Origin of the sequence: Paracoccus lichenicola (assembly GCF_009708075.1) — a bacterium.
In the GTDB taxonomy this organism is placed as follows: Bacteria; Pseudomonadota; Alphaproteobacteria; order Rhodobacterales; family Rhodobacteraceae; genus Paracoccus; species Paracoccus lichenicola.
In genome coordinates this window covers 429,005-451,928 of sequence record NZ_WMBT01000003.1, presented here as the reverse complement: position 1 = coordinate 451,928, position 22,924 = coordinate 429,005, and the positions used below count along the sequence as shown (strand labels likewise).

16 protein-coding genes are annotated in these 22,924 nt (G+C 66.8%); 11 read left to right on the top strand and 5 right to left on the bottom strand.

Annotation, left to right across the window (positions count from 1 at the left end; all coding sequences use genetic code 11):
• The first annotated feature begins 15 nt into the window (after positions 1-15).
• From GIY56_RS08350 to GIY56_RS08330, 5 genes are all read left to right on the top strand, one after another.
• The gene (locus GIY56_RS08350; protein ID WP_196053574.1) at positions 16-555 is read left to right on the top strand and encodes a TRAP transporter small permease; all 540 of its coding nucleotides are present in this window, start codon (positions 16-18) and stop codon (positions 553-555) included.
• Positions 556-591: 36 nt separating this feature from the next.
• Entirely contained in the window at positions 592-1,899 is a 1,308-nt protein-coding gene (locus GIY56_RS08345) for a TRAP transporter large permease (RefSeq protein ID WP_154764344.1), read from the top strand.
• A 19-nt stretch (positions 1,900-1,918) separates the two neighbouring features.
• Positions 1,919-5,143 (top strand): acetyl-CoA carboxylase family protein, encoded by a 3,225-nt coding sequence (locus GIY56_RS08340; protein WP_328288481.1) that lies wholly within the window; start codon positions 1,919-1,921, stop codon positions 5,141-5,143.
• A gap of 138 nt (positions 5,144-5,281) precedes the next feature.
• Positions 5,282-6,955 carry a class I adenylate-forming enzyme family protein gene (locus GIY56_RS08335; RefSeq protein WP_230312366.1) on the top strand — a complete coding sequence of 558 codons (1,674 nt, stop codon included), beginning with the start codon at positions 5,282-5,284 and terminating at the stop codon, positions 6,953-6,955.
• A 22-nt stretch (positions 6,956-6,977) separates the two neighbouring features.
• Positions 6,978-7,631 (top strand): carboxymuconolactone decarboxylase family protein, encoded by a 654-nt coding sequence (locus GIY56_RS08330; RefSeq protein ID WP_230312365.1) that lies wholly within the window; start codon positions 6,978-6,980, stop codon positions 7,629-7,631.
• Between the two features lie 102 nt (positions 7,632-7,733).
• On the opposite strand, the gene GIY56_RS08325 is transcribed toward GIY56_RS08330, so the two are convergent.
• From GIY56_RS08325 to GIY56_RS08315, 3 genes are read right to left on the bottom strand one after another with little or no spacing between them, the layout of a single operon-like run.
• Positions 7,734-8,501, bottom strand: coding sequence for a TetR/AcrR family transcriptional regulator (locus GIY56_RS08325; RefSeq protein ID WP_154764342.1), 768 nt, complete (start codon positions 8,499-8,501; stop codon positions 7,734-7,736).
• 3 nt (positions 8,502-8,504) lie between these two features.
• Positions 8,505-9,044, bottom strand: coding sequence for a nuclear transport factor 2 family protein (locus tag GIY56_RS08320; protein ID WP_154764341.1), 540 nt, complete (start codon positions 9,042-9,044; stop codon positions 8,505-8,507).
• 20 nt (positions 9,045-9,064) lie between these two features.
• The gene (locus tag GIY56_RS08315) at positions 9,065-10,042 is read right to left on the bottom strand and encodes an NADPH:quinone oxidoreductase family protein (protein ID WP_154764340.1); all 978 of its coding nucleotides are present in this window, start codon (positions 10,040-10,042) and stop codon (positions 9,065-9,067) included.
• Positions 10,043-10,247: 205 nt separating this feature from the next.
• On the opposite strand from GIY56_RS08315, the gene GIY56_RS08310 reads away from it, so the two are divergent.
• From GIY56_RS08310 to GIY56_RS08285, 6 genes are all read left to right on the top strand, one after another.
• Positions 10,248-10,715: a nuclear transport factor 2 family protein gene (locus GIY56_RS08310; RefSeq protein ID WP_328288480.1), complete on the top strand. Its 468-nt coding sequence runs from the start codon at positions 10,248-10,250 to the stop codon at positions 10,713-10,715.
• Positions 10,712-11,554, top strand: a complete 843-nt coding sequence (locus GIY56_RS08305; RefSeq protein WP_154764339.1) for an enoyl-CoA hydratase/isomerase family protein — start codon at positions 10,712-10,714, stop codon at positions 11,552-11,554. Before GIY56_RS08310 ends, GIY56_RS08305 begins: the two co-directional genes overlap by 4 nt.
• A gap of 23 nt (positions 11,555-11,577) precedes the next feature.
• Complete coding sequence (locus tag GIY56_RS08300) at positions 11,578-12,351, top strand: enoyl-CoA hydratase-related protein (RefSeq protein ID WP_154764338.1); 774 nt, start codon at positions 11,578-11,580, stop codon at positions 12,349-12,351.
• Between the two features lie 15 nt (positions 12,352-12,366).
• Positions 12,367-12,984 (top strand): hypothetical protein, encoded by a 618-nt coding sequence (locus tag GIY56_RS08295; protein WP_154764337.1) that lies wholly within the window; start codon positions 12,367-12,369, stop codon positions 12,982-12,984.
• 91 nt (positions 12,985-13,075) lie between these two features.
• The gene (gene bktB / locus GIY56_RS08290) at positions 13,076-14,251 is read left to right on the top strand and encodes a beta-ketothiolase BktB (protein ID WP_154764336.1); all 1,176 of its coding nucleotides are present in this window, start codon (positions 13,076-13,078) and stop codon (positions 14,249-14,251) included.
• A 163-nt stretch (positions 14,252-14,414) separates the two neighbouring features.
• On the top strand, positions 14,415-16,715 hold the full coding sequence (locus GIY56_RS08285) for a 3-hydroxyacyl-CoA dehydrogenase/enoyl-CoA hydratase family protein (protein ID WP_154764335.1): 2,301 nt from the start codon (positions 14,415-14,417) through the stop codon (positions 16,713-16,715).
• Between the two features lie 882 nt (positions 16,716-17,597).
• On the opposite strand, the gene atzF is transcribed toward GIY56_RS08285, so the two are convergent.
• Positions 17,598-19,382 (bottom strand): allophanate hydrolase, encoded by a 1,785-nt coding sequence (gene atzF, locus GIY56_RS08280; RefSeq protein WP_154764334.1) that lies wholly within the window; start codon positions 19,380-19,382, stop codon positions 17,598-17,600.
• 27 nt (positions 19,383-19,409) lie between these two features.
• Positions 19,410-22,919: a 5-oxoprolinase/urea amidolyase family protein gene (locus tag GIY56_RS08275; protein ID WP_154764333.1), complete on the bottom strand. Its 3,510-nt coding sequence runs from the start codon at positions 22,917-22,919 to the stop codon at positions 19,410-19,412.
• Positions 22,920-22,924: the final 5 nt, after the last annotated feature.

Here is a 22,924-nt window from a genome sequence, read left to right as displayed (position 1 = left end):
CGCGGGCGCTGTCCCTTGACGCCTTTCGGGAAAGCGACGATGCGTAAAACAGGACAGTTCATCTATTGGGTGAACAGGCTGCTGCTTGTCATCGGCGGTGTGTCGGTGACCCTGATGATGCTGCATATCACCGCGGACGTTGCAGGACGCTTCCTGTTCAACGCGCCGCTGGCCGGCACGATCACGATCGTGTCCCATTACTACATGATTTTCGCGGTTTTCCTGCCGATCGCGCTGGCGGAAGAGGAGAATGCGCATATCTCGGTCGAGGTCTTCACCGAGAGGTTCAGCCCCGCCGTCCAGCATCACATCAGCGGGCTGACGCTGATGGTCTCCTGCGCCATGACCGGGGTCATGGCGATGCGCACATGGGGCGAAGCGGTGGCCCAGGCCATCGGCAATGCTTCGGTCGTCCAAGGCGCCAAGGCGATCGTGGTCTGGCCGACCTATTTCGCGCTGCCCGTCGGATTCGGGCTGATGACCATCGTGCTTGCCTTCAAGATCGTTCTCTACCTTACGGCAAGCACCGCGCGCATCAGCGCCACCGGTGAATGATGCCGTCCCCGCAGTTCAGGAAAACCGAGTTGTCACATGACTGACATTCAGACCGGCATGGTTGGAATAGGCATACTTGTCGTTCTGATCGGCCTGCGCCTTCCGATCGCGATCTCGTTGATCGTGGTGTCCTTCGCCGGCATCTGGCAAATGCTCGGGTTCAAGATCGCTTGGAACGCTTTGGGGATCATGCCCTACGGGATGGCCGCGAGCTGGGTCCTAAGCTCGGTGCCGATGTTCCTCCTGATGGGCTACATCTGCTATCACGCGCAACTGACCAAGGGCCTGTTCAATGCGGCCCGGCTTCTGATGCGCTCGATCCCCGGCGGGATGGCGGTGGCCGCGATCCTGGGGACCTCCGGCTTCGCGGCGGTCTGCGGATCGTCGGTGGCGTGCTCCGCGGCGATGGGCCGGATCGCGATCCCCGAGATGATGCGAGCGGGCTATCACCCGCAACTTGCCGCAGGCACCGTGGCCGTCGCGGGCACCATCGGCGCGCTGATCCCGCCATCGATCATCCTTATCCTTTATGGTGTCATCGCCCAGGTCTCGATCAGCCAGCTGTTCCTGGGCGGCATCAGTGCCGGGCTGCTTACCGCGGCGGGCTATATCGTTGTGGTGATGATCCGGGTTTACCTCAAGCCGGAACTGGCGCCGAAGGATCCTCATGGTCCGGCCCCGGGAGAGCGCATGGCCGCCCTGAAGGAAACCTGGCCGATCCTCGTCATCATGGTGGGGATCTTCGGAGGCATGTTTTCGGGCGTGTTCACCGCGACCGAAGCCGGGGCCGTCGGCGCCTTCCTCGCGTCGCTGGTGGCGGGGTTGCGGGGATCGTTGAACTGGCACCGCTTCAGCCGCGCGGTGATCGAAACGCTGATGACCACCTCGACGTTGATCCTGATCGCGGTGGGGGCCAGCCTGTTCACCCGGTTCCTGACGCTGTCCGGCGCGGGGGATTCCATCTCAACCGCGATCATCAGCACCGACGCCAGCGTGGCGGTCCTGCTGTTCGGAATCGCGGTGGTCTATCTGCTGATGGGCCTGTTCCTCGAGCCAGTCGGTGCGATGCTGCTGACGCTGCCCATCGTGCTGCCCATTGTCGAGGGTGCCGGGCTGAGCCTGATCTGGTTCGGCGTGGTGCTGACCAAGCTGCTGGAAATCGGAATGGTCACGCCGCCCATCGGGATGAACGTTTTCGTCATCAAGGGGGTGGTCGGCAAGCTGATCACGCTGACTGACATCTTCAAGGGCGTGATGTGGTTCATCGTCATGGACCTGTTCGTGGTCGCTTTCCTCATGGCGTTCCCCGGCTTCATTCTGACGCTTGCGGAAATGGCGAAGTGAGTGGCCAAGGGGAACCGCGGTGTTCACGCGCCTTCTGATCGCCAATCGCGGCGAGGTGGCGGTGCGGATCGCCCGTGCCGCCGCCGAAATGGGGATCGAGACTGTCGCGGTCTGCCCCGCCGACGACCGTGACTCGCGCCATGCGGCGGTGGCGGACGCGGTGGCGGACCTTCCCGGCGCTGGCGTGTCGGCCTATCTCGACAAGGGGGCGCTGATCTCGGCGGCGCTGCAAACCGGCTGCGATTCGGTGCACCCCGGCTACGGCTTTCTCAGCGAAAATGCTGGGTTTGCAGAGGATTGCGCGGCCGCCGGGTTGGTGTTCATCGGTCCGGCACCCGAGACGCTCGACCTGTTGGGCGACAAGATGCGTGCGCGGGCGCTGGCGCAATCGCTGGGCATCCCGGTGATGGAAGGATCGCCCGGACCAGTCGATCTCGATCAGGCGCTGGCTTTCCTGGATAACCAGCCCGAAGGCGCGGCAGTGATGCTCAAGGCGGTGGCAGGCGGTGGCGGGCGCGGCATACGCATCGTCCGCAGCGCGGGCGAACTGTCGGAGGTTTTCGCGACCTGCGCCGCCGAGGCGCAATCAGCATTCGGCAATGGCGCCCTGATGGTCGAGCGAATGGCCGAAGGCGCCCGCCATGTCGAGGTGCAGATCCTGGGCGACGGTCAGGAGGTCATTCATCTGTGGGACCGCGACTGCACCCTGCAGCGCCGCCAGCAGAAGCTGATCGAGATCGCACCGGCACCGTTCCTCGCGCCTGACCTTCGCGCCCGTCTGCTGGCTACGGCCGAGGCTATCGGCCGGGCGGTGGCATACCGTGGATTGGCCACCGTCGAGTTCCTGATCGAGCCTGCGGCGATGAGGTTCAGCTTCATGGAGGTCAATCCCCGTCTTCAGGTCGAGCATACCGTGACCGAGGCCGTGACCGGCGTCGATCTGCTGCAGGCTCAGATCCGGATCGCCGCCGGGATGTCCCTGGACGCCATCGGGCTTGGAACAGGTCAGCGGCCCGCGCCGCGCGGTCATGCCGTTCAGCTGCGGATCAACGCCGAGACCATCCGCGCGGATGGCAGCGTCCGGCCTGGGTCAGGGCGGATCGAGCGGCTCGACCTGCCCGCCGGGCCAGGCATCAGGGTTGATACGGCTGCTTTCGCGGGCGGCATGGTGAACCCGCGCTACGATTCCCTGCTTGCGAAACTGGTGGCGCACTCTGGCAGTCCCGATTTCGGACATGCGCTGCGGCGCGCGCGCGTGGCGCTGGAAGACTTCAGGCTGACGGGGGTGGACAGCAACGCCGCCTTGCTGGGCGCGCTGCTGGCTCGGCCCGAGGTTGCCACGTATGGCGTGGATACCCAGTTTGTCGCCCGCATCCTGGCTGACATCGCGACTGGTGAAGCTGTCCCCGAGTACCCGGTGGCGTCCGGGTTTGAAGGCAGTGTCGCGTTGCGCGCGCCGATGGCCGGCCTGGTGGTCGAGATCGCCGCGCAGCCGGGCGAACGAATCGCTCCGCGTGCGGTGGTCGCGGTGGTCGAGGCCATGAAGATGCAGCATGTCATCACCGCCCCCGAAGGCGGTACCGTGCGCGCGGTGTTGGGACGCGTTGGCGAAACGGTCGGGGAAAATGCGCCATTGGTGTGGATCGACCCGGATGGCGAAAGCCCTGCCGCGGCCGAGGAAACGGTTCAGGTTTCCACAGCCATACGCCCCGATCTGGCGGCCTGTCTGGCCGACCACGCGCTGACGCTGGATGCAGCGCGCCCCGAGGCAATCGCCCGGCGACATGCGGCCGGCAAGCGCAGCGCGCGTGAGAACCTCGCCGACCTGTGCGACCCGGACAGCCTGCTGGAATACGGTGCGCTGATCTTTGCTGCCCAGCGAATGCGCCGCCCGGTCGAAGAGCTGAAACGCACCACCCCGGCGGACGGGATGGTCGGCGGGCGGGCGCTGGTGAACGGAGACCTGTTCGGCCCCGAGGCGGCGAATTGCATGGTGTTCGCCTATGATTACACGGTGATGGCCGGCACCCAGTCACTGATGAACCACAAGAAACTGCGTCGTTTGCTGACGGTGGCACGCGATCAGCGCTTGCCGGTCATTGCCCTGGCCGAAGGTGGCGGCGGGCGGCCGGGGGACGTGGACGATGCTACGCGGGCGACGGGCCTGGACATGACGGGGTTCTGGCAGTTCGCCAAACTGGACGGTCTGGTGCCGCGGATCGCGGTCGTTTCCGGGCGTTGCTTCGCCGGCAACGCAGTGATTGCCGGTTGCAGTGACGTGTTGATCGCCACAGAAGATGCCACGATCGGCATGGCCGGTCCGGTGATGATCGAAGGCGCAGGCCTGGGACGGGTGCGCCCCGAGGAGATCGGCCCTGTCCCGATCCAGGCCGCCAACGGAGTGATAGACATCGTCGTGGAAGACGAGGCGGGTGCGATTGCCGCCGCGCGACGGGTTCTGGGGTATTTTCAGGGAAGCCTGCGCGATTGGGAATGTGCCGACCAGCGCCATCTGCGCGCCGCGATCCCTGCCGACCGCCGCCGGGCCTATGACATGCGCGACCTGATCGTGCTGCTGGCCGACACCGCTTCCGTGACCGAGCTTCGTGCAGGCCATGCCCCCGGCATGGTCACTGCCTTGATCCGCATCGAGGGCAGGCCACTTGGCGTCTTTGCCAACAACCCTCTGTTTGGGGCAGGAGCGATCGACGCCGAAGGGGCCGAGAAGGCCGCCGGTTTCCTTGGAATGTGCGACCGCTTCGGTCTGCCGGTGCTGAGTTTGTGCGACACCTCCGGTTTCATGGTGGGTCCCGAAGCAGAAAAGGCTGGGCTGGTTCGCCGCTCGGCACATCTGTTCACGGTCGCGGCCAACCTGTCGGTTCCGCTGGTCGCGTTGCTGGTGCGGCGGGGCTATGGGCTTGGGGCGATGGCGATGACCGGTGGCTCGTTCCATGCCCCCGTTGCCACCGCCGCCTGGCCCACCGGCGAGTTCGGTGGCATGGGGATCGAGGGCGCCGTGCGGCTGGGCTATCGCGCGGAACTGGATGCCGCCCCTGACCCCGAAGCCCGCCGGGCGCTGTTTGATCGGCTGGTTGCTGACGCATGGCAACGCGGCAAGGCCACCAGTGTTGCCGCGTCGATGGAACTCGACGCGGTGATCGATCCGGCGGACTCGCGCCGATGGATCCTCAGCAGCCTGCCCGGGACAAAATCCGACAATGGAAGATGGGATAGTCAACCATAGCGTTGACAGATCAAGGCGTTTTGCGCAAATTCTTCATAAGCGTCTGTTGGAGGAGCGCGATGGTGGCACCGAGGAGTCAGCAGCACTCTTGCCGCCCGAAACAAATGAGCCGGAGGTTTGACGGGGGCTATGACATCCATGACGAAATGGCTTCAGGAAGGGGAGGGGGTTATGGCCAAGGAGTGTTGGAGCGAGGTCTTGCCTCTGGGGGATCTGTTGGTGCGGGCCGCCACGTTGCGCCCCGACCGAGATGCAGTTGTGTTTCCGAACCGGCGTTGCAGCTATGCCGAACTGCTGACCGGGGCTGAACGGTTCGCGCGTGGTCTGGTGGCTTTGGGCATCGGTCCACGCGATCATGTTGGCCTGCTTGCCGCCAACAGCGTCGAATTCCTCGAAGGGTTGTTTGGCGCGCTGTTGCTGGGCTGCGTGGTGGTGCCGATCAACGCCCGCCATCGGGCGGTGGAAATCCGCCATATTGTCGTCAATGCCGAACTTCGCGCCATCCTGACCACCTCCAGTGACGACGAATATGTCAGCTTCACCGAGCTTCTGACGGATGCGCTGCCTTCGTTGGAGCAGGCCACCGACCCCACTGCGCTGTCTTTGCCAGAGGCACCGGCACTTCGGGTGGCGGCGCTGTTGACCGGCAGCGGTCGTCCCGGTTTTGTCGGGCGCGACACATTGGACGCGAGGGCCGAAACCGTATCCAGAGATACCGTCAGCGAACTGCGCGCCCGTGTGCGCGTCCGCGACATCGCGATGATTCTCTATACCTCGGGCACCACCTCGAACCCCAAGGGCTGCTTGTTGGCCCATGAGGCGCTGATGCGCGGCACGACCGAGCGCGCCCGCACCCGGTTCAGTGTCGGCGACCATGACGTGATCTGGAATGGCGGGCCGCTGTTCCACATCGCCGCGTTCGGCCCGCTGATCGGCTCGATCGGCGCCATGTCAACCTTCCTCACCGATACCTTTTACGATCCCGAGCGTGCGGTTGCGTTGATGCGGCGCGAAGGCGTGACCATGGCTTGGCCGTGGTTCCCCGCCATCCTTCAGGGCCTGTTCGACCAGCCTGATTTCAGCGCCGAATACTTGCCCACGCTGCGCCGAATGATGCTGATCGTGCCCGAAGCGATGATCGAGCGCCTGAGCCGGCAATTCCCGGAAACCGAGTTTCTGCAAGCCTGCGGGATGACCGAGACCTCGGGCATCTTCGCCATATCCGCCGCGGATGAAACCCTTGCACAGCGGGCTACCACCCAGGGCAAGGCGGTTCCCGGGATCGAGGTGCGGATCGTCGATCCCGAGACCGGTCTCGACCTTTCCGACGGGCAGGTGGGCGAGATCATGGTGCGCGGTTATTGCGTCACCGAGGGCTATTACCGCGACCCCGAGAAAACCGCGGAGGTGTTGAGCGCGGACGGTTGGCTGCGCACCGGCGACATGTATGTGCGCACGCCCGAAGGCAGCCTGATCTTTCAAGGCCGTTACAAGGACATGCTGAAGGTTGGCGGCGAGAATGTCGCCGCCATCGAGATCGAGGCGTTCCTGTGCGGGCATCCGGCGGTCCGCATCGCCGAGGTGGTAGGCCGGCCGGATCCGCGCCTGGACGAGGTGCCGGTCGCCTTTGTCGAACTGCAAGAAGGCAAAGGCGCCACTGCCGAGGAACTGATCGCGTTTTGCACGGGCAGGATCGCCCGTTACAAGGTCCCGCGCGAGATCCGGTTTGTCCGCCCGGGCGAATGGCCCATGTCGGCCACCAAGGTCAACAAGCGCGTGCTGCGGCAATGGCTGCAAGATGGTTCGCAATGAGCCGTGGCACAGGAACGACGCCATGCTGACACTCTCCGACATCAGGATGCAGGCCGAGGCGCGTCTGCACGATGTGCCCGATGGCGCGCCGCTATCGCCCGGCGAGGCGGCGCTGATCGGCTTTGCCGTCCATGCCAGTCCATCGGCTCTCGTCTGGGACCGGGCCGAGGAATGCGCCCGCGCGGCACTGGAGACCGGTGCGCGGCCCGAGCAGCTGCACGAGGTTCTGGTGCTGATCTCGGGACTGGGGGTCCATGCGCTGATGGTAGGCTCGCGCCGGATCGCGGACCTGGCGCGAGCCGCTGACCCGGCGGCCTTGTCCGGACCGCTCGACCCTCAGCAGACGGCACTGTGGCAAGCCCGTGTGGGGAATGACCGCTACTGGCGGACATTCGAGCGCGCGGTGCCCGGCTTTCTTGACGCCTTGCTGCGCCAGTCCCCGCCGGGCTTTGCTGCATTCTTCGACTACTGCGCCCTGCCTTGGCAATCCGGCACGGTGGAGCCGGTGCTGAAGGAACTGATCTCCCTGGCTGTCGATGCCACGCCGGCCCATCGCTACGGACCAGGCTTCCGGTTGCACCTGGATAACGCGGTCAAGCTGGGCGCGGGCCGGCGCACGATCCTTGAGGCACTGGACATCGCCGCCGCCGCCTCGCCGCATCAGGGCGTGGCCTGACATGGACCCGGTCGGTTTGGATCAGATCGGCATTCTCGCACCGATCACAAGGATGGTGCGCTTTCGATGCCGATGATCATGAATTTCTTGAAGGCGCCTGCTTCAATGCGCTGCCATCCCGTCGATGAAAATCTTGCAGAACGCGTCTGCGACCTGTTCGGGCGAATTGCGAGAGTCCGGATCATACCAGCGATGTGTCCAGTTCAGCATCCCGAAGATCGAGTTGGTGGCCAGGCTCACCGGGATGTCACCGCGCAGCGCTCCGCTGGCGATTCCCTGCCGGATCAGGGATTTGAACGCTTCCTCGATATTGTGGATCTCTCCGCTGACCTCTTTTCCCCATTCGCTTTTCTGATCGACGATCGTGTTCAGGTCCTGCTGGAGATAAACGAATAAATACGGATAATTGTCGCGATAGGACTTCATGAACATTTCTACCAGCGCACGCAGCTTTTCCAACGGCCCGCGGGAATCGTCGGACATGATCGCCTGCATCCCCTTCAGGTTGCCATTCAGTGCGCCGCGCACAGCGTCCTGAAAGATTTCCTGCTTGCTGCCGAAGTAATAGTACAAAGTCGCCCGATCCAGCCCCGTATGGATGGCGATGTCGTTGAAGGTCGTCGCGTCGAAGCCGTTCTTCTTGAACAGCCCCGCCGCGACGCGGATAAGTTCCGCGCGTTTGGCCATGTATTCGGCTCCGCCATCGTCCTGCGCGGCCTTGCGCCGCTTCGAGATGTTGGAGGCGCGCGGTTTGTTTGTTTCGCCGACCTTGGTCACCTGCAGCATGTCTCCGAACCGGACTAATTCCTGCCCTGATTTGGTTGAGTAGGCCGGATATGACGGCATCGTCAACGTGTGATCCGGCGGCATTCCTCAAGGCTGTTGGTCAACGACATGGCCATGTGCACGGATCCACGCGTACAAAGGGTCCGCCTCCCTGCGCTGCCCGAGGGCGAAATCGTCCAGCGCGATGGGCGCTTGGCGCGGTACCCACGTCTCGACCCTGGTCCAGTCCAGCACGACAAGCCGATGCGCGATGCGCCATTCCCCGGCACGCCGTTCGTGTCGGTCGAGATAGCGCGCGCCCATGACATCGACGACGACCGGATCGTCGCTGCGTCGCACGAGCGTCACCATCACGTAGGCCTCGGACCAGGCGTGGTCGCCCGAGACCTCGATCAGCGTATTGGTAACGGAATGGGTGGTCTGCGAATTCGCGGCAAGCAGGCGGGCCGTGACGAACCTTGCGAAATCGTGGCCGTTGCCCTTCCAGTAACCGTGATCGTCGGTCGAGTCCGGGTGATAGGCAGAGCGGACGATATCCGCGTCGCAGCGGTCCACCCCGCGGCAGTAGCGGTACAGGACCTCTTGTATCGCCTGCTTGTCCAGAAGAACCTGAACTGTCGTATCCATGGTCTCTCTCCCTCGGCGGTTCATTCGTCAGGCGTCAACACGATCTTTCCCACGACGGTGCGGGCCTCGAACGCGCGCAGCGCCTCGACCGCGCGTGAAAAGGGAAGGACACGGCTGATCTTCGGGCGCAGTTTCCCGGCGCGCCACAGGTCAGCCAGCCGGGCAAAGTTCTGCTGGTGCCCGGCAGGGTCGCGCACGACCGACTGTCCCCAATACACCCCGACCAGCGCATATCCCTTGAGCATCGGCAGATTGGCGGGCAGGCTTGGAATGGTTCCGCTGGCATAGCCCAGCGTCAGCAGCCGCCCGCCCCAGTTCATGCATCGCGACATGACATGGAAGGCGTCGCCCCCAACCACGTCGAGACAGACATCCGCGCCTTGCCCCCCGGTCATCTCTCGCACCCTGTCGCGCAAATCCTCGGCACGATGATCGATCGTCTCATGCGCGCCATGTTCGACGGCAGCGGCGCATTTTTCGGCACCTCCTGCCACCGCGATCACCCGCGCGCCAAGCGCCACGCCAATTTCGACCGCTGCGAGGCCCACGCCACCGCCCGCGCCCAGAACGACCAGCGTCTCGCCCGCGCGCAGCCCTCCCCGGTCCTGCAAGGCATGAAAGGCGGTGCCATAAACGGTGTGGAACCCCGCTGCCGTGATGTCGTCCATGCCGTCGGGAATGCGCACCGCCTCGGCTAACCTTGCCGTCGCCCTTGCGGCGAAGCCGCCATGGCCGCTGGCGGTCAAGGCCATGACTCGGGTGCCGGCGGGAAGCTTGTCGGTTCCGTCCAGCACCGTGCCTGCCACCTCGAAGCCCGGTGCGAAGGGCGGTGCCGGGCGCACCTGATAGGCGCCGCGCAGGATCAGAACATCGGGAAAGTTCACCCCGGCGGCCCGGACCCCGATCAGGATCTCGCCCGGTCCCGACTTCGGCTCCCGGAGGATTCCGGGAGATAGATCCTCCAGCCCGCCGAACGCCTTGCACACCATTGCTTTCATGCCGTCCCTTTCTGCCCGGGGTGCCGCTGTTTCCGCGGCCATGAATCAATCTGGACGGCACGCGCGATTTTATCAACATCATAGTTGACTAAGGTGGCGTGGTTTTGGCAATGTCTGCGCCGAGGGTGGCCGGTCGGGCGCCCGGCTACCGCCCACGACCTTGCGGCGGCGGCCTTCCAGATTGCGGCTATGAGGAGGAACACCCGTGACTGCCCCGGAGATGACAAGCGTTGAACGTCTGATCGAACAACAGGCGATCGAGCGGATGATGTACACCTATTCGTTCCATCTTGACATGAACCACCCCGAGGAGCTGGCGGCCCTGTTCGTCGATGATTGCGAGGTCAGCTATGCGCCCAATTTCGGCGCCACGGGCAAGGACGCCTATGTCAAGACGCTCGAAGGCATCGGCAGCTATTTCCGCGCCACGTCGCACCACAACTCGAACATCGTGGTTGACTTCGTCAGCCCGACTGAAGCGAATGTCCGCTCGGTGGTGCTTGCGATCCATCGCTATATGAAAGAGCGGCCGGACGGCTGGCTGTTCGGTCAGTATTTCGACACTGTCGTGAAACGCGACGGCGCGTGGAAGTTCAAGCGACGCGAACTGCGCACCGACCTCACCACCGACTATCACGTCAAGGCGGCCAATCCGATCGGCAGGGCCGCATGACGGAAAACCCGGCCGCAGAGGACGCGATCCTGATCGAACATGCAGGTCCGATCAGCTGGATCGTCTTCAACCGCCCTGCGCAGTCCAACGCACTGTCGGGGGCGATGCTCGAGCAGTTCTCGGCCGCGCTGGCGCGGCTGGCGGTGGAGGGCGGTCCGGTGATCGGCATCCGTGCCAACGGTCGTGGCTTTTGCGCCGGAATGGATCTGGGTCAATACGGCGGCAGCGCCACCGCGCCCGAAGATGACGTTGCACGACTGAGCGGCAACGTTGCCCGCTGGCTGGCAATCTGGGATCATCCCAAGCCTGTCATCGCGGCGGTGCATGGCTTCTGCATGGGGGTAGGGGCGCAGCTTTGCGTCTTTGCCGACATGACCCTGGTCGCCGACGACGCCCGCATCGGCGAGCCGGGGATCCCCATTGGTGGCGGCTTCATCGCGCCGACCTGGGTGCCGCTTGTGGGCCACAAGCGGGCCAAGGAATTTTCCTTCGTGCCGGGCAATGCCATCGACGGGCCGACCGCGGTGGAGTGGGGTTGGGCCAACCATTGCGTTCCCGCCGACCGGCTGATCGAGGTGGCCGAAGAACTCGCCGCCCGCATCGCCCTTACCCCACCCGCCGTGCTTCGGGCCAAGAAACGGTCGGTCAACCGCGCGGCAGAAGCCGCAGGGTTCCGAACCGCCACGAACGGCCTCGCCGAGGTCGATGCGCTTCTGCACCTGTCCCCGGCCGTTCTGGCGATCCGCGAGCGCATGGCGCGCGAAGGACTCAAGGCCGTGCTCGACACCTACAAGGGACCATCCTCGGTCGCGATCGCCCGCGGTGCCGGTACCGCCTGACTCACACCACACAGGAGCCTGAAATGGCCGATATCGAATTCACCAAGGACACGCATGTCGCCCATGTCCGGCTCAACCGTCCGAAATCCCTGAATGCGATCAGCCCCGAGATGGACGAGGCGCTGTTCGCCGCCTGGACCGAGATCAATGCCGACCCCGATATCTGGGTCACGATCCTCTCGGCCGAAGGCGATCGGGCCTTTTGTGTGGGTGCCGATGTCAGCGGCGGAACCGACCGGGCGGGCCGCATGGCGCTTGGCGGCGGGTTGACCGGAATCGGCGGGCCGCTGGTCACGCTGAACAAGCCGCTTATCGCGGCCGTACAGGGCTATGTGCTTGGCGGCGGGCTGGAGCTTGCGCTCTGCGCCGACATCATCGTCTCGACCGCCACCGCCCAGTTCGGCCTGCCGGAAACCAAGGTCGGCATCATCGGGGAATGTGGTGTGGTGCATCGCGCCATCCGGCAACTGCCCTATCGCGTCGCCCTGGCAATGATCATGACCGGCGAGCGGATGCCGGCGTCCGAGGCCTGGCGCCACGGACTGGTCAACGAACTGGTCGAAGATCCCGCCAACCTGATGGCCGCCGCCACCGCTTGGGCCGAAAAGCTCAACGCCGCATCGCCGCTTGCCGTGCAGGCGGCCCGGCACGCCGCGCTGGCGCGGCTGGCGGCACCGCTCGACGTGGCGCTGGCGACCAAGTTCGAGCTGATCGAAGCCTATGCCATGTCCGAGGATCAGGCTGAAGGCCGCCGCGCCTTTGCCGAAAAGCGTCAGCCGCGCTGGACAGGCCGCTGACACGGAGAGGCCCGGATGCTTCCCTATGACAAGGATCCGCGCTACGGCTCCGGCGCATATCGCCGCAGGGTTCGACTGCGCGCCGGGTCGGGCGCCGCAACTGGCAGCGTGAACGACGACTATCATCCGACATGGGTGCGGATCCTCCATGACGGCCCCAGGGTGCGGGATGTCCGATCCCAACGGGACCGGGCCGAATGCGTGATCGATATCTCGATCCCGGACCGGCCCGACGATGCCACGCGGATGCAGGCGGCGGTGGACGGCGTAACGGTCCACGATTGGGACGTGCACGGCGACCTTCTGCACGCCCCGGAACCGCTGGCGGACCTGTCCCTGTACGCCGGATTTGCTGCATGGGCCGAGGAACGCTTCGACGATGCCGCATTGGATGCCGCGCGCATCCTGCAAAAAGGCGCATTCCCTACGCGCAGACGCGCCTATGGCGTCGATACCCTGCCACGCCGTCGTGCCGACGAGGAGCCTGCCCGAATGGGTACATGCCTTGCCTTCGGCGAGCCGTCCTTTTCGGTTGTTATGAACAATGTGGGATATGTGCGCGACTTCACCAGCGGCATGGTGGAGAGCCTGCACCCGACGATGTGGATTGAACGATGGGTGGAACACGCTTGACCGCGAAAAGGTCTGGCCGGTCGAGGCGAAGGATCCGGGCCACCGTCTCATGTCCGGGCGCAATCGGGACGCCCCTGTCTTGGAGGAAACCATGAACGAGATCGTCATCCTGTCGGGCGCGCGCACCGCAATCGGAGGTTTCGGCGGAAGCCTGTCGGGCCTGACGCCCGGCGAACTGGGCGCCACCGTCGCCCGCGCCGCGCTGGAGCGGGCCGGGGTTGGCGGCGCACGGATCGGCACCGTGGTCTTTGGCCAGGTCATCACCACCGAACCGCGCGACATGTATCTCAGCCGCGTCGCCTCGATCCGGGCAGGGGTGCCTGACACGGTGCCGGCAATGAACGTGAACCGGTTGTGCGGCTCGGGCGCGCAGGCGATCGTTTCGGCTGCGCAGATGCTGATGCTGGGCGATGCCGATTTCGCGCTGGCCGGCGGGTCCGAGGTGATGAGCCGCGCGCCCTACACCATCCCCGCGCTGCGCTTTGGCCAGAAGATGGGCGATGCGGGCGTGGTCGATATGCTGACCGGCACGCTGAACTGCCCGTTCGGCACCGGCCACATGGGGATCACGGCGGAAAACGTGGCGGCAGAGTCGGGGATCAGCCGCGCGGATCAGGATGCCTTCGCGCTGGAAAGCCAGAACCGCGCCGCGGCGGCGATCGCAAGGGGCCATTTCCGCGACCAGATCGTTGCGGTGGAAATCGCGGGCCGCAAGGGCACGGCGGTTTTCGACACCGACGAGCACCCCAAGGCCACCAGCCTTGACGCGCTGGCGGGTCTGCGCCCGGCCTTTCGCAAGGATGGCACGGTGACGGCGGGCAATGCCTCGGGAATCAACGACGGCGCGGCGGCGCTGGTGCTGGCGCGGGCCGAGGCGGCCGAGGCCTCGGGCCTCACGCCCCGCGCGCGGATCCTGGGCTATGCGGTGGCAGGCGTCCGCCCCGAGGTGATGGGCTATGGCCCGATCCCGGCGGTGCAGGCGCTGTGCAAGCGCACCGGCCTGACGGTCGAGGATTTCGACGTGATCGAGTCGAACGAGGCCTTTGCCGCCCAGGCGATCGCTGTGAACCGCCAGCTGGGTCTGGACCCCGCCAAGGTGAACCCCGATGGCGGCGCCATTGCGCTTGGCCATCCGGTCGGCGCGACCGGCGCGATCCTGATCGTCAAGGCATTGCATTACCTCCAGCGCACGGGCGGCAAGCGCGGGTTGATCACCATGTGCATCGGCGGCGGTCAGGGCATCGCGCTGGCGATCGAGCGGCTGTGATGGCGATGCCGGTCCTGTGCGAGGCAGCGGGCGGCATGGCTCGCCCGCGCTTTCACCGTCGGGCTGGTCAACTGCATAGGAGCGCGCGACGCGTTGGAAAGCCTGTTTGGCAAGCACGGTCCGGTTCTTGCGGGGAATTGACAGTGACGATGGGGGGACGGGAATGAACAAGCCATTCGGGGATGCGGCGCCGGTGGCGCTTGGCGCGGCGGAAACCGGCGTGCGCCGGGCGGCGGTGATCGGCGCGGGTTCGATGGGGTCGGGGATCGCGGCGCAATTCGCCAATGCCGGGATCCCGGTGGACCTGCTGGACATGCCGGGCGGCGACACCCGCATCGCCTTGGCCGAGGGCGGCATCGCCCGCCAGCTGAAGGCAGGCGGCTTCATGGTCCCCGAGGCGGCGGCGCTGGTGCGCCCCGGCAACGTCGAGGATCACCTGGACCGCCTGGCCGAGGCCGACTGGATCGTCGAGGCGGTGATCGAGGACCTGGGCATCAAGCGCGACCTTTACCGCCGTATCGACGCGGTGCGCCGGCCCGGTTCCATCGTGTCGTCGAACACCTCGACGATCCTGCGCGGCGATCTGGTCGAAGGCTTGGGCAAGGCGTTCGCGCGCGATTTCATCGTCACCCATTTCTTCAATCCTCCACGCGTGATGCGGCTGGTCGAAATCGTCCCGGCCCCGGAAACACCCGCGGCTCTGCTGGCGCGCGCCGATGCGGCGAACCGGGCGATTTTGGGCAAGACGGTGGTGATCTGCCGCGACACGCCCGGCTTCATCGCCAATCGGATCGGCTGTTACTGGATGGCCGTCGCCGCGCTCGAGGCGGCGCACCTGGGACTGACCGTCGAACAGGCCGATGCCGTCAACGCCGCCTTCGACATCCCGCGCACCGGGGTCTTTGGCCTGTTCGACCTGATCGGAATCGACCTGGTGCCGCATGTATGGGGCAGCCTTCATGCAACGCTGCCCGCAGGCGACGGGCTGCAGGCGTTCAACCTGTCCGGGGATGCGCTGTTCCGCGCGATGGTGGCCGAGGGGCGGCATGGGCGCAAGACCGGCCAGGGATTCTATCGCAAATCGCCCAAGGGCACGCGCGAGGCGCTGGACCTGGCCACCGGCCAATACCGGGCCGAGGCGGCTGCGGGTGCGCTGCCCGGCCACGGGCGTGATCTGGCCGCCCTTCTGGCCGACGATGGCCCGCTGGGGCGCTATGCGTTCTCGGTCCTGTCGCATGTGGTGGCCTATGCCGCGCAGAACGGACCCGACATTGCCGATGATGTCGAGACGATCGATACGGCCGTGGTGCTTGGCTATTCCTGGCGCGAGGGGCCGTTCCGTCTGGCCGATCGCGCCGGAGTGGCGGCACTGGCCGCACGCATGACCGCTGAGGGACGCGAGATCCCTCGGCTTCTGGCCGCTGCCGCGGCGCAGGGCGGCTTTTATCGCGACGGTCAGCCGCTTCGGACCGACGGGCAGGGGCGGGCGCCGATCGCCGCGCCCGGCATCCTGGGCGGGGCGGCGCAGATCGGGGGCAATGGCGCAGCGCGGCTGCGCGACATCGGCGAGGATGTGGCCTGTCTGGAACTGGCGACCAAGATGAACACCTTCGCCCCCGAGGTTTTCGAGGTGCTCGACAAGACTTTGGCGCGCGCGGGCCACGATTTCCGCGCGCTGGTCCTGGGCAACGAGGATCCGCGCGCGTTTTCCGCCGGGGCCGACCTGGGTTTCATCCTGCGGATGATCGACGAGGGCGGGACGGCCGCGCTGGACCGCTATTTGCAGCGCGGGCAGGATCTGTTCTTGCAGTTGAAATACGCGCCCGTGCCGGTGGTGGCTGCGGCGCATGGCTTTGCGCTTGGCGGCGGCTGCGAATTCATGCTGCACGCCGATGCGGTGGTGGCCCATGCCGAACTGAGCGCGGGCCTGCCCGAAATCCGGGTCGGCCTGATCCCCGGATGGGGCGGCTGCACGCAATTGACGCTGCGGGGACAAGCGGCCGGTGCCGTTCCCGCCGCACTGCACGCCTTTGATGTCATTCGCACCGGCGCGCCGGCGACCTCGGCCGCGCAGGCGTTCGGGTTGGGGCTTTTGCGTGCGGGCGACGACATCGTGATGCACCGCGACGCGCTTCTGCCCGCCGCCAAGGTCCGCGCTCTTGCGATGGCCTCCGGCTATGTCGCACCCGCCCCTGCGACCCTGACCCCGGCTGGCGCCGAGGGCCGTGCGGCTATCGCCGACCGCATCGCGGAAGAACGCGCCGCTGGCAGGATGACCGAAACCGATGCCGCGATCGGCGGTCTTCTGGCGCAGGTTCTGACCGGCGGCGACCACACCGACCCGATCACCGAGACGCAGATGATGGCGCTGGAACGCGAGGCGTTCCTGCACCTAGTCGTACAGCCCACCACCCGCGCCCGCATGAATCACATGCTCGAAACCGGCAAGCCGCTGCGCAACTGATGGCGTCCTTGCCGGGCGGATCAACGCGTTCTTGAACAGCGCCGGGACCAGCAATCCGCGTCTGCAACCGGCGCCCGGAGCATGAAGCAGTGGCAAGGCACCCCGATTTACATGTTCAAAGTAGCCTGCAGGCAATCTCAGGACAAGGAACGGTGGCGAACACCGGCATGTCTTGGCGGAGCGGCAGCCGGCGCGAGCGCGGCAAGCTACTCCCCGGAAATCGGACAGGGAGGGAAGCTACGATCTGACTTCTGCTGGTTTCCGAGCAGATCAGACATGAGGAACCGCAAGAACCATGATGCAGGCTTCAAGGCTCGCGTGGCGCTTGAAGCGTGGAAGGGTGAGTGCATGGTGTCGAAGGTGGCCGCCGGAATCCGCAGAACCCAGTTCCTGTCGAAGGGTTGCTCGTGGAAAGGGCAGGTTCAGCGGACCGCAGTCACTGGCTCCGGAAGCGGCAGGAGCGCCGAGCAGGATGCAAGCGCCTCGCGCGCAGCGCCTCAATCCTTGTCCTTGGCACCTCGGCCTGCAGCGGGCTTGCAAGAACGCGGTGTTCGTCAAGCGTCAGGTTGGTGGAAGGGCGCCTCCTCGCATGTTCTTGAATGCTTCGCGCCCTAATCACCCGCTTCCAAGGTTTGCCGCACAGGGTTTCCTGGGTTCGCTGGCAAAGCCGCTGCACAGGGGCGAGGATGTCGCGTCCCCCTCCATCGCCCGGGCAAAGGACCTGATGGCTGCCGGGGTGTTCCGGCGCCTCGGCAGTATGAAGTCCAGGGCTTGTCCGAACCCTCCGGCAGGACCGGCGCATTCATGATGGAGCCTGCAAGGACCGAGCCGGACATGCAGAACATGGCCGCATTCTCACCCCCTGTCCGATGCCCCCGCCATTCAGAGCGTTCGTTCCTGGCCATAGTTTCGCCAGCCCCCATAGGCGGTGATGTCCTCCGCATCCTTCAGGGCCTGGTGTTCGCACAGGAACCCGGCCACCAGGCGGCCGTCGTCGAGGGTGATCTTGCCGATCCCGAGCGGGGCAGGGATCGCCGCCACGAAGCGTCCGAAGGCGTCGGGGGGCAACGCCCAGAGTTCCAGGGCGATTGCCCGGCCCGTCGCCGCCCGGATCAGTCCGGGTTTCGCCGGCGTCGTGCCGGTCAGCGCGTACAGGCGGTATTCCGGGGCGGTTTTCGCCTCGCACAGGAAGACCCCGCCCGGTTCGGTCAACTGGCCGTTCAACGGCATTCCGCGCAGATGTGCGCCGACCACGGCCAGGGTGATCCAGCCTTCGGGCAGATGGGGCGGGGGCGGCGCGGGAATGGCGGCGTCACGGTCGCGGCCAAGGCCGCAGGCGGCCTCGTGGTGCAGGGCGGCGGCCAGGGGAACCAGGGCGTCGTCGGTAAAGGGGGGCGCCACCAGCATCACGCCCGCAGGCAGGCCGGAGGCGCCGAAGCCTGCCGGAACGGCGATGGCGGCGCAGCCCATCAGGTTGGCGAAGTTGGTATAGCGGCCGAACTTGCTGTTCTCTCCGACGGGATCGGCCTGCATCGCCGCCACGGTGGCGGTGGTGGGCGAGGTCGGCAGCAACAGCGCGTCCAGGTCGGCCCAGACCGGGGCGACCTTCTGGCGCAGTTCGTTCAGGCGGTACTGGCCGCGAAAGGCCTCGACCGCCGTGCGGCCGCGCGCGCCCTCGATGATGCGGCGCACGGTGGGGTCGAAATCGCCGGGGTTGCTGTTCAGGAAATCCTCGACCGCGGCCAGGCGTTCGGCCACCCAGGGACCGTCGTAAAGCAGCGCCGCCGCCTCGCGGAAGGGGGCATAGTCGAAGGGCACGATCGTCGCGCCCAGCCGTTCGGCCCGGGCAATCGCGGCGTCATAAAGGGCCTCCACCTCGGCATTGCCGAAGAACTCGCGCTCGGAGGCCGTCAGCACGCCGATGCGCGGGGCGGGGCGAAGGCCGACCGGCAGGGCGGTGCGGGAATAAGGATCCGCCGCGTCGTATCCCTCCATGATGCGGCGCGCCTCGGTCGCGTCGGCCACCGTGGGCGCAAGGACCGTGACCACATCGACCGAGCGGCAGGCGGGCACCACGCCGGTGTTCGGGACCAGGCCCGGCGTCGGCTTGACGCCCACGATGTTGTTGAAGGCCGCGGGCACCCGCCCCGATCCGGCGGTATCCGTGCCCAGGGAAAACGCGCAGATCCCCGCCGCGACCGCCACCGCCGACCCCGAGGACGACCCGCCTGAGACGTAATCGGCATCGAACACCGACCGTGGCGCCCCGTGGGGCGAGCGGCTGCCGTTCAGCCCCGTCGCGAACTGGTCCAGGTTGGTCTTGCCGATCACGATGGCGCCCGCCGCCCTGAGCCGCGCCACCACGGTCGCGTCGGACGGGGGGTCATAGGCGAAGGCGGGGCAGGCGGCGGTCGTGGGCAGGCCCGCCACGTCGATGTTGTCCTTGACCGCGAAGGGGATGCCGTAAAGCGGCAGGCCCTCGGGACCGCGTTCCATCAGGGCACGGGCCTCGGCGCGCAGAAGGTCGTCGGGCACGGGCGTGATGAAGACGGCCTTGTCCGGCCAGGCGTCGCGGCGGCGGATCACCTCGTCCATCAGGTCCAGGGGGGTGGAGCCGGCGGCATAGGCCTTGCGGATGGCATCAAGGGTCAGGATTTCGGGAAACATGGCAAACCTTTCGGAAGGGATAGGGCGTCAGGCGTCCTGGACAACGGCGATCAGGTCGCCGGCGCGGACCGTGCGGCCGGGACCTGCGCGGAATTCGCGCAGCACGCCCGGGGACACGGCGGTCACGGTGATCTCCATCTTCATGGATTCGATGATCGCCAGCTTGTCGCCCGGCTGAACGCGGCTGCCCGGCTCGACCAGGGTCTTCCAGACATTGCCGGGCACCGGGCTTTCGACGCCGCTGCACCCTTCGGGCAGGGTCGCGTCGCCGGCCTCGGCCGCCTCCAGCGGGATGAAGCTGTCCAGCCCCTCGGCCTTCCAGCGGGCGCGCTCGGCCTCGAAGGCGGATTGCTGGCGCGCCTTGAAGGCCGCGATGGGGACAGACTGGCTGGCAAGCCGGGCCTTTTCCTCGGCCCAGGAAAAGCTCGTCTCCTCGATCCGCACCGGCCAGGCACCGTGCGGAAAGGCCAGGCGGGCTTCCTCCAGTTCGGCGTGGTCCACGGGGAAGAAGCGGATCTGGTCGAAGAAATCCAGCAGCCAGGGATTGTCCCGGAAGGCGGGCGTGCGCCGCCAGGTGTTCCACATCTGGATCGTGCGCCCGAACAGCTGATAGCCGCCCGGTCCCTCCATCCCGTAGATGCACATGTAGGCGCCGCCGATCCCCACCGCGTTTTCCGGCGTCCAGGTGCGGGCGGGGTTGTACTTGGTCGTGACCAGCCGGTGCCGGGGATCGACGGGCGTGGCGACCGGCGCGCCCAGGTAAACGTCGCCAAGCCCCATCACCAGGTAGCGCGCGTCGAAGATCAGATCCTTGACCGCCCCTTCGTCGGGCAATCCGTTGATGCGGCGGATGAACTCGATGTTGGACGGACACCAGGGCGCGTCGGGGCGCACCAGATCCTGATATTTGCGCATGGCCAGTTCCGCCTGCGGGTCGTTCCAGGACAAGGGCAGATGGACGATCCGCGATGGCACCCGCACGGTGTCGGTCGCGGGAAGCTGCGCCTCGATCTCGGCCAGGGCCTCGATCAGCTTGCGGCGCGGCAGGCGGGTGCCGTCATAGTGGATCTGCAACGACCGGATGCCCGGCGTCAGGTCGATGACCGGCAGGCCCGCGTCGCGGATTGCCTGCTGGAGCAGGTGGACGCGCAGCCGCAGTTCGATGTCCAGCCGCATGTCGCCGTATTCGACCAGCAGGTTGTCGTCGCCCTGCCGCCGATAGGTGGTGGCGACCGGGCCGCCCTTGTCCCGGTGCAGGATGGCCGCGCCCGCGCGCAGCACCGCCGGTCCCGCCACCGGATCGCCGGCGCGGTCCACGGGATGAAAGCGGATGCGGTCGCCGGGCCGGAACTGGCCCATCTTCCACAACTCCTCGCGCGCGATCACGGCCGGGCAGACGAAGCCCCCCAGGCTGGGTCCGTCGGGACCCAGGATCACCGGCATGTCGCCGGTAAAGTCGATCGCGCCGACGGCATAGGCGTTGTCGTGCAGGTTCGACGGGTGCAGCCCGGCCTCGCCGCCGTCCGGGCGCGCCCATCCGGGGGCCGGGCCGATCAGCCGCACGCCGGTCCGGGCCGAGTTGTAATGCACCTCGTAATCCGTGTCGAAGAACGCGGCGATGTCGCTGTCCAGAAAGAAATCCGGCGCGCCATGGGGTCCGTAAAGGACGCCCACCTGCCAGTCATGCGTCAGCGGGGCCGGCTCCAAGGGCGCGGGGTCGCCCATGGGCGCATCGCCCAGGTGCAGCACGTCGCCGGTCTTCAGCGTGCCGGTCGCATGGCCGCCGAACCGTCCCAGGGCAAAGGTGGCGCGCGATCCCAGCACCCTTGGCGCGGCAAGGCCCCCGGCCACGGCCAGATAGGCGCGCTGGCCCGGTCCCTCGATCTTGCCGATGGTGAGAACCGCCCCCGCGGGGACCGCCACCGCCTGACCATGCGGCAGGCGCGCGTCCCCCAGCGTCATGACCATCCGCGCCCCGGCAAGCGCGACCGTGGCGGGCGACAGGAAGCGCAGGGTCGGGCCGTTCACCGTCAGTTCCAGCGCCGCCGTGTCGGGGTGGTTGCCGACCAGCCGGTTGGCGTTGCGGAACGAGGCCGCGTCCATCGGTCCCGAGGGCGGCACCCCCACATGCCACAACCCGATGCGCCCGGGCAGTTCCTGCAGGCTGGACTGGGCGCCGGGGGACAGCACCTCGATCCCCGGCGGCGCATAGGCGAAATCGCGCAGCGCGGTAGTCGCGACCCGCCCCGAGGCCAGCAGGTCCGACCCCGCGATGGCGCGCAGATAGCCCAGGTTCGTCTCGATCCCGGCGATGCCGGTCTGCGCCAGCGCGGACCCGAGCGCGGCGATGGCCGCGGCGCGGTCGTCGGCCTTGACGATGATCTTGGCCAGCATCGGGTCGTAGAAGGGCGTGACCTCGGTTCCGGTCTCGATCCAGGTATCGACGCGCGCGTCTTCGGGAAAGCGCACTTCGGTCAGCAGCCCGGCCGAGGGGCGGAAACCGGCATGGGGCATCTCGGCATAGACGCGGACCTCCATCGCCGCGCCCCGCGGCGCCGGGGGCGTGCCGGAGATCACGTCCTGGCCCGCGGCCTGGCGGATCATCCATTCGACCAGGTCGATGCCGAAGACGGCCTCGGTCACGGGGTGTTCGACCTGGAGCCGGGTGTTCACTTCCAGGAAATAGAACGCCTCGCGCGCGGGGTCATAGATGAACTCGACCGTGCCCGCCGAGGCATAGGACACGCTGGCGCACAGATCGACCGCCGCCTTGTGCAGCGCGGCCCGCACCGCGTCCGACAGGCCGGGGGCGGGGGTTTCCTCGACGACCTTCTGGTTGCGGCGCTGCAGCGAACAGTCCCGTTCGCCAAGCGCGATCACCCGGCCCCGGCCGTCGCCGAAGACCTGCACCTCGACATGGCGGGCATGGGCGACGAAGCGTTCCAGATAGACGCGGGCATCGCCGAAGCTGGCGGTGGCGGTGCGCTGCACGGTGTCGAAGGCTGCGCGCAGGGCGTCCCCGTCCGCGCAAAGCTGCATCCCGATGCCGCCCCCGCCCGCCGTGCTTTTCAGCATCACCGGATAGCCGATGCGCGCGGCCTGGGCCAAGGCCGCATCCAGCCCGTCCAGCAGGCCCGATCCCGGCAGCAGCGGCACGCCCGCCGCCTGCGCCAGCGCGCGCGCCGTGTGCTTCAGCCCGAAGGCCTGCAGGTGTTCGGGGCGCGGGCCGATGAAGGCGATGCCCTCGGCGGCCAGACGCCGGGCAAAGCCGATGTTCTCGGACAGGAAGCCATAGCCGGGATGGACCGCCTGCGCGCCGGTGGCCTTGCAGGCGGCGATCACCGCATCGGCGTCCAGATAGCTGGCCGTGGCGGGCGCCGGGCCAAGCCGCACCGATTCATCGGCCAGCCGCACCGGCAGGGTGAAGCGGTCGGCATCCGACCACACCGCGACCGAGGCGATCCCCATGCGGCGCAGCGTGCGGATCACCCGCACCGCGATTTCGCCGCGGTTCGCGATAAGCACCTTGTCGAACATGATCG